The sequence below is a fragment of the Paenibacillus fonticola DSM 21315 genome, from assembly GCF_000381905.1.
Classification (GTDB): domain Bacteria; phylum Bacillota; class Bacilli; order Paenibacillales; family Paenibacillaceae; genus Fontibacillus; species Fontibacillus fonticola.
Genome location: NZ_KB907265.1, coordinates 105,694 through 116,865, shown reverse-complemented (window position 1 = coordinate 116,865; position 11,172 = coordinate 105,694). Strand labels below are relative to the sequence as shown.

Here is an 11,172-nt window from a genome sequence, read left to right as displayed (position 1 = left end):
GCTACCGAGTAAATGTGTATGATTTTTCAAACACAATTGCAGGATGGGGCGGCTACCCGAGTGAATGTGTATGATTTTTCATATACAATCCATGGATCAGGCGGCTAACCACCCCCACGCCCATTCAAACGCTGGATTGGGTTCTGCTGAGCGGCAGCAGTGTAACAGCAACTGTCTAGCAACTGCTTACCAACAATTTACTCACCGGATGAGCGAAATCGTCACAGCTCGCGCAAAGAGCAGTAAATAAGCCTTCGGCATACTTATTTCGCCAATTTCAGCAATTATCGTATCGTCAATTTCAGCAACTATCATCAATTCCGGTAACTATCATCAATTATGGTGACTATTATCAACCCTGGTAACTATTATCAACTATGGTAACTATTATAATTCAAGAAACTAATCCCGCTATCTAGTTACATTTGACTGACGCGCAGATTGCGAAGGCCCATTTGCAGATTTTAATTTCGAACGTTGCTTATCCTTATCCTTAATTCAAATAATCAAAAAACATTTTTAGGAGGAATAAAAACAATGAAATCCAAAAGACAGACAATTTGGCTCGTATCTATGCTCAGCTTGATGGTCGTTCTCTCAGCTTATTATTTGTTTACCGAGGACACTGCTCCTACTGCGCCGAAAGTTGCTGATGGAAAGCAGGTATCCACAACGAACTCAGCCGAAGCCGAAGGCCAGAACACGACCGCGGATGATCAAGCGCTGTCCGAAGGGGACATTATCGTTTCGGAAGTAATCGTGGAAGAAGCTGGAGAAGATGAAGGCGGTGGAGAAAAGGGTCTCGTATCCGAGGATCAGTCAGGTCAAAGTACAGATGAGGCAAGTGCCTCCAAAGAGCCGGCTGTAGAAGGCAGCATAGCAGATGAAACTGTAGACAGTGTCCAGAAGAACGACCAAGTAAAAGCTGCTGATCCTGCGGCAGAGGATCCGAAGGATGAAGATGTGCTTAAGAAGCTGGAGTCCCAAGGGTTTTCGGCCGCGGATTCCTTGACGGCATACCAAATGGATCGTGCAGAACAAAATATAAAGAAGCAGGAACAGCTTATTCAAACGATCAATGACGAAAAGAAGCCGCTTGATGAATCGATGATGGCTTCACAGCAGCTGAGCGCACTGGAAGAGAAAGAAGAGAAAATTACAGATATTGAGCAACGGCTCCAGCAGCAGTACGCCAATGCGGTTGTAGCTGAAGATAATGATAGTTATAGGGTTGTTGTTATTAGTGAAAAGCTTCAGGTAAAAGATGCGGTCAGCATTATCGATATGGTGATGAAGGAGCTCGACGTACCCCAGGATAAAGTAAAAGTACAATATGTGTCTCAATAATTTTGAATGTGTCTCAATAATTTTGTTCACTTGTTCAGTAGATTAAAATTATTCATTCAAGTGAGACGCGGGTCAGATTCAAGCGAGATTCAAGCGAGTTTCAAGCTAACTACAGGTCAACTACAGGTCAACTACAAGCCGACAAACGAAAGAGTTCAGGGCGATCCTGGACTCTTTCCATTTTGATTGATTGTGATATAATACATAAAGTTATGATGCGAAAAGGCCCGAGCTTTGCGAAAAAGCTGAAGGAGTGTAGAAAAAATATGTTCAAATTAAATGAAATCAAAGAGCTGATCGAACTGGTGGACAAAACCTCGGTTCATGAGCTTGAAATCGAAAACGAAGGTACAAGGCTATGTATTCGCAAACCAGGCAAAAGCGAGCTTGTGCATGTTCAACCGACGGTAGTGGCCAGCGCGCCGCAAGCTTTGGCACCGCTGCAAGCCCCGCCAGCCGCTGCAGACAACGCGCAAGCACAAGCTGCCGGACAGAGTGCTGAAAGCGCTGCTGCCGATGCTAACCTACATAAGATTGTGTCCCCGATGGTTGGAACATTTTACAGAGCTTCTTCCCCGGACGCAAACCCTTATGTCAATGTAGGGGACAAGGTAGGCGAGAAGACGACCGTCTGCATAATTGAAGCGATGAAGCTGATGAACGAGCTGGAGGCGGAAGTAAAGGGCGAGATCGTGGATATTCTCGTAGAGAACGGGCAGCTCGTGGAATACGGACAGCCTCTCTTTTTGGTGAAGCCGGAATAAGCTACGGTTGAAAGAGGCCTTTATGTAGGTCTTATCTAGCTTCCAAGGAGGATGGGAAATCAGTGAAATTTCAAAAAATATTAATTGCGAACCGCGGTGAAATCGCCGTGCGGATTATCCGAGCGTGCCGGGAGCTCGGCATTTCGACCGTGGCCGTATATTCCGAGGCGGACAAGGATTCCCTGCATGTCCGTCTTGCGGACGAAGCTTATTGTATTGGACCGACTCTGGCCAAAGACAGCTATTTGAACTTTACGAACCTGATGAGCATAGCGACGTTGACTGAATGCGACGCGATTCATCCGGGTTACGGCTTCCTGGCCGAAAATGCAGATTTCGCTGAAATTTGTGATTCCTGCAATATTACCTTTATCGGCCCTTCCCCGGATGCCATTACGAGAATGGGCGACAAATCCGTGGCGAAGCAAACGATGAAGAGCGCGAACGTCCCGGTTATTCCTGGCTCCGACGGCCTAGTACAAGATCTGGATGAGGCGGTCATGGTCGCGCGTGACATCGGTTACCCGGTCATTATTAAAGCGACGGCAGGCGGCGGCGGCAAGGGAATCCGCTTGGCTGAGGACGAAGACTCGCTGATTCAGCAAATTACGATGGCGCAGCAGGAGGCCCAAAAGGCATTTGGCAACGCCGGTGTATATTTGGAAAAATATTTGACGGGCATGAAGCACGTTGAAATTCAAATTATTGCAGACAAGCATGGCAATGCGGTTCATTTAGGCGAGCGCGACTGCTCCGTACAGCGCAGACGCCAGAAACTGGTAGAAGAGGCGCCGTGCCCGGTGCTTTCGCCTGAGAAACGTCAGGAAATGGGCGAGGCAGCCGTGCGTGCCGCCCTCGCCGTAAATTACTCCGGGGCGGGAACGCTGGAATTTCTGCTCGGCCCGGACGGCCAGTTTTATTTCATGGAGATGAATACGCGCATTCAGGTAGAGCATCCCGTAACCGAAATGATTACTGGAATCGACCTGATTCAGGAAATGATTTCGGTTGCCGAAGGCAATCCGCTCTCTTTTACGCAGGAGGATGTTGTTTTGTCCGGCTGGTCGATCGAATGCCGGATCAATGCGGAAGATCCATTCCGCAATTTCATGCCGTCTCCTGGCAAAATCGGTTTCTATCTCGCGCCCGGCGGACCTGGAGTCCGCGTGGACAGCGGTGCGTATCCGGGATATACCATTTCTCCGCACTATGATTCCATGATCGCCAAGCTGATTGTCTGGGCGCCGACCCGCGACGAGGCAATCGTCAAAATGAAGCGTGCCCTGGCCGAATTCGCGATCGAAGGTATCCATACGACGATTCCATTTCATCAGAAGCTGCTGGATCATCCTGTATTTATCCGGGGCGATTTCGATATTAAGTTTTTGGAAGAAAATGAGATATAGATTTCGTGAATGGTTTGTCATAATGATCCTGAAATGATATAGTATTTATAATAAGTGGCCTGTCTCTTTGACTTGAGGCAGCGTCAAACTTATTGAGAGGTGGATGAAGTAAATGAGTACATTGCCAACGGAATTCGAACGTACGGATATTGGAGAAATTCAGATTGCGCCAGAGGTAATCGAAGTGATTGCAGGCCTAGCTACGGTTGAAGTAAGAGGCGTAGCTGGCATGAGCGGCGGCTTTGCCGGCGGCATCGTCGAATTACTCGGCAAGAAGAATTTGTCCAAAGGCGTAAAGGTCGAAGTCGGTCAGCGCGAGGCGGCTGTTGACGTATCCGTAATTGTAGAATATGGTAACCGCTTGCCGGAAGTGGCTACAGAGATTCAGCGTAATGTCAAGCGCTCCATCGAAACGATGACAGGATTGACCGTGGTGGAGGTTAACGTACATATTCACGACGTCATCTTCAAGACGGCGGAGAAGAGCGATGATACGGAACTGAACCACAGGGTGAAATAGTGTTCAACATCAAACCCCCGACGAGCAGCGTCAGGGGTTTACTATAATTTAAGGAGGCTCTATCCGTCGTGCCCAAAATTTTGGACAGACTTCTGCTGTTTGTGTACAGCTTAAGTATCGGAATAATAACTGTAATCACCATCCTCCTGGTGACGAACGCCGTGCCTTTTGAATGGAGCAAATACAGTGAGAAAACGCTCATTACAGCTGTTATTATTACTGCGGCTTTGCTGTTTCTGCTCAGCATTCGCTTCTTTTACATTTCGGTCAAGCGCGAGCGCAATTCACTGCCATCCATCGATCAGCGGACCGAATACGGGGACATTCAGATTTCCGTAGAGACGATCGAAAATTTGTCATACAAAGCGGCTTCCCGCGTCCGGGGAATTCGCGATGTGAAGACGCGAATCCGGATTACGGATTCAGGGCTGGAAATCGTCGTCCGCGCGCTGGTTGATGGCGAGTCTTCCATTCCCGCACTGACGGAAGAAGTGCAGAAGCAGGTACATGATCATGTGGAGGAGATTACGGGGATTCCCGTATCTTATGTCTCCGTCTATATTGCGAATCTTGTCCAGTCTCCTGCCATTAAAAGCCGGGTTGAATAGGGGTGAACATCCCGATGAATTGGAAGCAATTGTGGGAGAGTCATGCAGGCCGCCTGCTCGGAACGGCAGCAGCGTTATTATTAATCCCAATTTATCTGTTTTTCGGATTTTGGAACATGTTGTTTTGTGCGCTCCTTTTATATGTCGGTTATACGATCGGCAAATATAAGGATCTGGACCAGGGCTCGATCATTCCTTGGAGAGAGCTGATGGACTGGTTGAACGCGCGCTGGCGCCCTTTTAAATGATTCCTGTGATATGCTGCCCTCCGGAAAAAGAGCTGTGTTTTTATCTGCCCATTTTGTGGAGGCCGCATGTCACGGGTTTTTTTTGTTTGAAATGACATCAGGGTGAACAATCTTAATATAGGAATTATTTTTGCAGGAAAACTACAACGAGGGACATTGCTCATACGGATGTTAAGGAGGAAGTACATGAAACGGAGATTGGCACGAGAAATTGCAATCCAGAGCTTGTATCATATGGAAATGAACGAGGTTGAAGCAGAAGAAGCAGTCTCGATGCTGCTGGCAGAAGCGGCTGGCGACAATGAAAGCGAAGTTGAGCTGGCAGAAGCGGACAAAACGACTTCATTTGTGTTGGAGCTTGTAAAAGGCACTTGGGAGCATAAAGTGGCTATTGATGAAATGCTGGCGGATTATTTGAAAAATTGGCAGGTTAGCCGCCTCTCTAAAGTGGACAGACAGGTGCTGCGGCTGGCCGTGTATGAAATGGTGTTCCGTGAAGATGTGCCAGGCAAGGTGGCGGTAAACGAGGCGATTGAATTGGCCAAGCATTTCGGTGTGGAGGAGTCCGGTAAATTTGTTAACGGAGTACTCGGCAAAATGATTCATGATCTGGAGCAGCTGAGGAATAAAAAGTAAATAAATTTTTCTTAAAAAAGATAAAAGTAAAATAAAGTTTTTTGACTATTTTTTGATGCCATATTAAAAAAGGTAAGGGGAGAAGTCTATGTCAGCATCGATCATTAATGGAAAGCAAGTTTCAGCAGAAATCAGGGAAGGCCTACGTCAAGAGGTGGAGCGTCTGGAAAAGCAGGGTTTTACTCCAGGACTTGCCGTCGTGCTTGTAGGCGAAGATCCTGCATCCCAAGTGTATGTCCGCAACAAGGAGAAGGCCTGTCATGATCTCGGCTACTATTCCGAGGTACATCGCTTGCCTGCTTCTACGACACAAGAGGAACTGCTCGCTCTCGTAGATAAGCTGAACCGTCAGGAGAACATCCATGGCATACTTGTGCAGCTGCCGCTGCCGGGGCATATCGTGGAGAAGGCTGTGATCGATGCGATTGCTGTAGAGAAGGATGTGGACGGCTTCCACCCGGTCAATGTCGGTAATTTGGTAATCGGTGACGACAGCCTGCTGCCATGTACACCGGCAGGTGTCATCGAGCTGATTAAACGGACGGGGATTGAGCTGTCCGGCAAGCATGCCGTCGTCATTGGACGAAGCAACATCGTCGGCAAGCCGGTATCGCTGCTGCTTCAGCGGGAAAATGCCACGGTGACGATGTGCCATTCACGCACAGCGAATATGAAGGAACTGACCAAGCAGGCCGATATTCTCGTCGTGGCGATTGGACGCGCTAATTTTGTGGATGCTTCGTATGTGAAGCCGGGTGCGGTCGTCATTGATGTAGGAATGAATCGGCTGGACAACGGCAAACTGGCAGGGGACGTAGATTTTGAAAGTGTACAGAGCATTTCAGGTCCGATTACGCCGGTTCCAGGTGGGGTAGGCCCGATGACGATTACGATGTTAATGCAAAATACGCTGATCGCAGCGAAAAGACTTCAAGGACTTGCGTAAGCGAAACGAAAAAAGGGGGAATGGGGCCCCGTGGAGCAAAAAATTTTCAGTATTAAGGAATTGAACCGTTATATCCGCATGAAGATGGAGTCGGATACATTGCTTTCCGATGTATGGATACGGGGGGAAATATCCAACTTCACGCATCATTCCAGTGGGCATATGTATTTTACGCTTAAGGATAAAGACAGCAGGATCAAGAGCATCATGTTCGCGTCGCATAACCAGCGGCTGCCGTTCATTCCAAAGGAGGGTACCCGGGTCATTGCCCGCGGCAACGTATCCGTGTACGAACGAGACGGCCAGTATCAGTTTTACGCGACGCAGATGCAGCCCGACGGCATCGGCAGCCTGTATTTGGCTTTTGAGCAGTTGAAGCAAAAGCTGGACGCGGAGGGCTTGTTTGCACCGCAGCGAAAGCGGCCACTGCCTGCGTTTCCGCGCGTGATCGGCGTCATCACCTCCCCGACCGGGGCTGCGGTCCGGGACGTTTTGACGACGCTCGCACGCCGCTATCCGCAGGCGGCCGTCGTCCTGCACCCGGTGTTGGTGCAGGGCAAAGGCGCAGCGCCGTCCATCGTCAACGCGATCCGGACGATGAATGCGCTGGGCGAGGCCGACGTGCTCATCGTCGGCCGGGGCGGCGGCTCGCTCGAGGAGCTGTGGGCGTTCAACGAGGAAGCGGTCGCGCGCAGCATCTACGACTCGGCGATCCCCGTCATTTCGGCCGTAGGCCATGAGACGGACTTTACGATCGCCGATTTCGTCGCTGACCTGCGCGCCGCCACGCCCACCGCCGCCGCCGAGCTCGCCGTGCCGCACGCCGCCGAGCTGCGCGAGCAGCTGCGCCAGCGCGAAAGGGTGCTGCAGCAGGGCTTGCAGCACCAGCTTCGCCAGGCGCAGCAGCGCCTGCAGCGCCTGGCGGCGTCGCCAGCGCTGCGCCAGCCGCGGCGCAGCCTGCTCCAGCACGCGGAGCGGCTGGACATGCTGAAGGCGCGGCTGGTGCGGCGGATGCGCGCGCAGGCGGAGCTGACGGGCGGCGCGCATGCCCGCCTGCATCAGCAGCTGCTGCGCTACCATCCGCAGGATGCGCTGGCGTTGGCGCGGCGGCGGCAGCAGGACGCCGATCGCTTGCTGCGCTCGGCGATGACGGGGATTTTGAAGGAGAAGAGCCAGCAGTTATCCTATGGCATACGTCAGCTGGATGCTCTAAGCCCGCTTAAGGTGATGGCCAGGGGATATAGTCTCGTCTATGACGAGAAGGAGCAGAGGCTCGTCAAATCGTTAAAAGATGTGGAGCCGGGAGACTTGGTCAAGGTGAAGCTGACCGACGGTGTACTGGATTGCCAAGTATGGGGCATGAGGGGGGAAGGAGACGAGGATGGAGACGGAACAGGATTATAGTTTTGAGGAAGCGATGAATGAGCTTGAGGAGATCGTATCGCAGCTTGAGCATGGAGACGTGCCCTTAGAGAAGGCGATCGACCTGTTTCAAAAGGGGATGCAATTGTCACAGCTGTGCAGTCGTAAATTAGCGCAAGTAGAGCGCAAAATTGAAATGATCGTGGAAGCCGACGGTGAAATCGTAAAGAAGCCCTTCGATCCACTGATCGATGAGGGCGGGGATTCAGTTGGGTAGTCAGCAGATAACGCAATATATCGAAGAGATTTCAGTTATGATGAATTCGCATTTGCAGCAGGCGGTTCCCGCAGAATGGAATGTTCCTTCGCAGCTTAAACAAGCGATGCAATATTCATTGATGGCCGGCGGTAAGCGACTGCGTCCGCTGCTCGTCATCGCTGCAGCGGAAGCGCTGGGAGGGAGCCGGGAGGCAGCCCTGCCTGTCGCCTGCGCTGTGGAAATGGTACATACGTATTCCCTGATCCATGATGATTTGCCGGCGATGGATGACGACGATTTCCGGCGGGGCAAACCGACGAATCACAAAGTATTCGGAGAAGCGATGGCGATTCTGGCCGGCGATGCACTGTTGACGCATGCTTTTTACCATATCGTGCAAGCGAGTAAAGTTCATGGTGTTCCGGCAGAGGCGGCTCTGGCTATAGTCGAAGAGTTGTCGCGTTTTGCCGGCCCTGCCGGCATGGTGGGAGGACAAGTGGCCGATATGGAGGGAGAGCAGGGGCTGACTAGCCTCGAGCAACTGCAGTACATTCATGAGCATAAAACGGGCGATTTGATCGTCTTCTGTTTGAAAGCTGGCGGACGGATTGCCGCGGCTTCTCCGGAGCAGCTGTCTGCGCTGGAAACGTTCGGCCGCGCGATCGGGCTTGCTTTTCAAATCCAGGATGACATTCTTGATCTTGTTGGTGATGAAAGCAAGCTGGGGAAGAAAACGCAAAGCGATTTGAAGCAGCAGAAGGTAACTTATCCGTACTTTATAGGACTTGATCCGTCGCGGGCCGAAGTGGACAGGCTGACCAAGCTGGCCAAGGAAGCGGTTTCAAATGATTTTATTCCGTATCCGGAGCGCTTGATGGGAATCGCTAGTTATTTAATGAACAGGGATCATTAGCTTACCCGTTGCGTACGTGCAATTTTTGCGCTGCCTGTTGACTCCCTGTCGGCTACCTGTTGGCTCCCTGCTGACTCCCTGAGCTTCCTGTTGGCTCCCTGCTTACTCTTTGCTGCCTGCTGGCGACCGGTGCATGAGCGGGGATGACTTCGACAAAAGTTATTCATATGATATAATTAGTGTCATTATAATTAGCAACAACAAGATAATCCAATGAAGGAAGCGGGGAATTCGCTTTGCTGCTCTCTCAAATTCATGAGCCCAACGACTTAAAGCGATTTTCAGTCGAACAATTGACGCCACTAGCTGCCGAGATTCGCCAGTTTCTAATTGAGAAGCTGTCGGTGACAGGCGGGCATCTTGCGCCCAATTTGGGCGTGGTGGAGCTGACGATCGCGCTGCATTACTGCTATAACAGTCCGCGGGATAAATTTATTTTTGATGTAGGTCATCAGGCGTATGTTCATAAAATATTGACCGGCCGCATGGACCGGTTTGATACGCTGCGTAAATATAAAGGCTTGTGCGGCTTTGTTAAGCGCTGTGAAAGCGAGCATGACGTGTGGGAGGCCGGTCACAGCAGCACGTCTCTTTCAGCCGCGATGGGCATGGCCTTGGCCAGAGATTTGAAGGGCGAAGACAACAAGGTCATTGCCATCATTGGCGATGGCGCTTTGACCGGAGGCATGGCTTTTGAAGCGTTGAATCACATCGGTCATGAACAGAAGGACTTAATGGTTATTTTGAACGACAATGAAATGTCGATCGCGCCGAATGTCGGGGCGATGCACAATTATTTAACGAAGATCAGGTCTGACAAAAATTATTTGCGCGCTAAAGACGAAGTCGAACAGCTGTTGAAGAAAATTCCCGCCATTGGCGGCAAACTGGCCAAGACGGCCGAGCGGCTGAAGGACAGCTTGAAATATATGATGGTGTCCGGTGTTCTGTTCGAAGAGCTGGGCTTTACTTACTTGGGACCGGTAGACGGCCATGATTTATCGGGCTTAATCGAGGCGTTCACGCAGGCGAACAATGTGAGCGGCCCGGTGCTGGTTCATGTGCTGACTACGAAGGGCAAAGGCTATACGCCTGCGGAAGAAGATTCACACAAGTGGCACGGCATTTCTACACCGTATAAAATCGAATCGGGGCAATTGCTCAAAGCGGTGGGCAATCCGACTTATACCGATGTATTCGGCCAGACGCTGATCGAGCTGGCAGAACAGGATGAGCGGATTGTTGCGGTAACGCCAGCCATGCCTGGAGGCTCCGGCCTCGTTAAGTTCGGGGAGCGTTTCCCGGGGCGGATGATTGATGTCGGCATCGCTGAGCAGCATGCGGCTACGATGTGTGCAGCGCTGGCTATGGAAGGGATGAAGCCGGTCTATGCCGTTTATTCCACATTCATGCAGCGGGCTTACGATCAGATCGTGCATGATATTTGCCGCCATAACGCCAACGTCATGTTTGCAATTGATCGCGCCGGTTTTGTCGGTGCGGACGGCGAAACGCATCAAGGGGTATATGATATCGCCTTTATGCGCCATATCCCGAACATCGTGCTGATGATGCCGAAAGATGAGAATGAAATGCGCCATATGATGAAGACGGCGCTTGAATATAATGATGGACCCATCGCTTACCGTTATCCGAGAATTAACGTTCCTGGAGTGCCGCTGGACGAGGAACTGGTGCCTATTCCAATCGGAACTTGGGAAAAGGTTCGCGAGGGGGATCAGGTGACGATCATTGCCGTCGGGCCAATGGTGCAGGTGGCGGAAGAAGCGGCAGAGATGCTCAAACGCGACGGCGTCAACGCAGGTGTCGTGAACGCCCGTTTCCTGAAGCCGCTAGACGAGAGTATGCTGCTTAGTTTGGCCAGCGCTAGTACGAAGCTGATTGTGCTTGAGGAAGCTTCGCAGGCGGGCAGCTTGGGAAGCGCGGTGCTGGAGTTCTACGCCGAGCAGGGGATTGTGGATGCGGACGTGTCGTTAATGGGCATTCCCGACCGGTTTATTGAGCATGGAAGCATTAAAGAGCAGCTGCAGGAGGTTGGCCTTACCGCTGAAGCTGTCGTCCAGCGTATTCAGCAATATCGTGCTGAGCACCAGTTCACGTTCGGCAAAAAGGTCAAACCATCTTAACAAGACGGAATCAGGT

12 protein-coding genes are annotated in these 11,172 nt (G+C 51.1%); all 12 read left to right on the top strand.

What is annotated here, in order from left to right:
- Positions 1 to 537 precede the first annotated feature (537 nt).
- Positions 538 to 1,347: a SpoIIIAH-like family protein gene (locus G358_RS0120155; RefSeq protein ID WP_019639063.1), complete on the top strand. Its 810-nt coding sequence runs from the start codon at positions 538 to 540 to the stop codon at positions 1,345 to 1,347.
- 266 nt (positions 1,348 to 1,613) lie between these two features.
- Entirely contained in the window at positions 1,614 to 2,111 is a 498-nt protein-coding gene (accB, locus tag G358_RS0120150; protein ID WP_019639062.1) for an acetyl-CoA carboxylase biotin carboxyl carrier protein, read from the top strand.
- 62 nt (positions 2,112 to 2,173) lie between these two features.
- Positions 2,174 to 3,517, top strand: a complete 1,344-nt coding sequence (gene accC, locus G358_RS0120145) for an acetyl-CoA carboxylase biotin carboxylase subunit (protein ID WP_019639061.1) — start codon at positions 2,174 to 2,176, stop codon at positions 3,515 to 3,517.
- Between the two features lie 112 nt (positions 3,518 to 3,629).
- Positions 3,630 to 4,037, top strand: coding sequence for an Asp23/Gls24 family envelope stress response protein (locus G358_RS0120140; protein ID WP_019639060.1), 408 nt, complete (start codon positions 3,630 to 3,632; stop codon positions 4,035 to 4,037).
- 68 nt (positions 4,038 to 4,105) lie between these two features.
- Positions 4,106 to 4,645 carry an alkaline shock response membrane anchor protein AmaP gene (gene amaP, locus G358_RS0120135; protein WP_019639059.1) on the top strand — a complete coding sequence of 180 codons (540 nt, stop codon included), beginning with the start codon at positions 4,106 to 4,108 and terminating at the stop codon, positions 4,643 to 4,645.
- Between the two features lie 14 nt (positions 4,646 to 4,659).
- A complete protein-coding gene (locus tag G358_RS0120130) occupies positions 4,660 to 4,893 on the top strand; it encodes a DUF2273 domain-containing protein (RefSeq protein ID WP_019639058.1) in 234 nt (77 codons plus the stop codon).
- A 186-nt stretch (positions 4,894 to 5,079) separates the two neighbouring features.
- Positions 5,080 to 5,529: a transcription antitermination factor NusB gene (nusB, locus tag G358_RS0120125; RefSeq protein WP_019639057.1), complete on the top strand. Its 450-nt coding sequence runs from the start codon at positions 5,080 to 5,082 to the stop codon at positions 5,527 to 5,529.
- Positions 5,530 to 5,617: 88 nt separating this feature from the next.
- Positions 5,618 to 6,475: a bifunctional methylenetetrahydrofolate dehydrogenase/methenyltetrahydrofolate cyclohydrolase FolD gene (gene folD, locus G358_RS0120120; RefSeq protein WP_019639056.1), complete on the top strand. Its 858-nt coding sequence runs from the start codon at positions 5,618 to 5,620 to the stop codon at positions 6,473 to 6,475.
- Positions 6,476 to 6,505: 30 nt separating this feature from the next.
- Entirely contained in the window at positions 6,506 to 7,879 is a 1,374-nt protein-coding gene (xseA, locus tag G358_RS0120115) for an exodeoxyribonuclease VII large subunit (RefSeq protein WP_019639055.1), read from the top strand.
- Positions 7,857 to 8,114 (top strand): exodeoxyribonuclease VII small subunit, encoded by a 258-nt coding sequence (gene xseB / locus G358_RS0120110; protein ID WP_019639054.1) that lies wholly within the window; start codon positions 7,857 to 7,859, stop codon positions 8,112 to 8,114. The genes xseA and xseB overlap by 23 nt, the downstream gene beginning before the upstream one ends.
- A 37-nt stretch (positions 8,115 to 8,151) precedes the next feature.
- On the top strand, positions 8,152 to 9,009 hold the full coding sequence (locus G358_RS0120105; protein ID WP_240480076.1) for a polyprenyl synthetase family protein: 858 nt from the start codon (positions 8,152 to 8,154) through the stop codon (positions 9,007 to 9,009).
- Between the two features lie 236 nt (positions 9,010 to 9,245).
- Complete coding sequence (gene dxs / locus G358_RS0120100) at positions 9,246 to 11,156, top strand: 1-deoxy-D-xylulose-5-phosphate synthase (protein WP_019639052.1); 1,911 nt, start codon at positions 9,246 to 9,248, stop codon at positions 11,154 to 11,156.
- Positions 11,157 to 11,172 lie beyond the last annotated feature (16 nt).

Coding starts and splice junctions, on each gene's coding strand:
- G358_RS0120155 (WP_019639063.1), top strand. CDS start 538: ATGAAATCCAAAAGACAGACAATTTGGCTCGTATCTATGCTCAGCTTG.
- accB (WP_019639062.1), top strand. CDS start 1,614: ATGTTCAAATTAAATGAAATCAAAGAGCTGATCGAACTGGTGGACAAA.
- G358_RS0120140 (WP_019639060.1), top strand. CDS start 3,630: ATGAGTACATTGCCAACGGAATTCGAACGTACGGATATTGGAGAAATT.
- G358_RS0120130 (WP_019639058.1), top strand. CDS start 4,660: ATGAATTGGAAGCAATTGTGGGAGAGTCATGCAGGCCGCCTGCTCGGA.
- nusB (WP_019639057.1), top strand. CDS start 5,080: ATGAAACGGAGATTGGCACGAGAAATTGCAATCCAGAGCTTGTATCAT.
- folD (WP_019639056.1), top strand. CDS start 5,618: ATGTCAGCATCGATCATTAATGGAAAGCAAGTTTCAGCAGAAATCAGG.
- xseB (WP_019639054.1), top strand. CDS start 7,857: ATGGAGACGGAACAGGATTATAGTTTTGAGGAAGCGATGAATGAGCTT.
- G358_RS0120105 (WP_240480076.1), top strand. CDS start 8,152: ATGATGAATTCGCATTTGCAGCAGGCGGTTCCCGCAGAATGGAATGTT.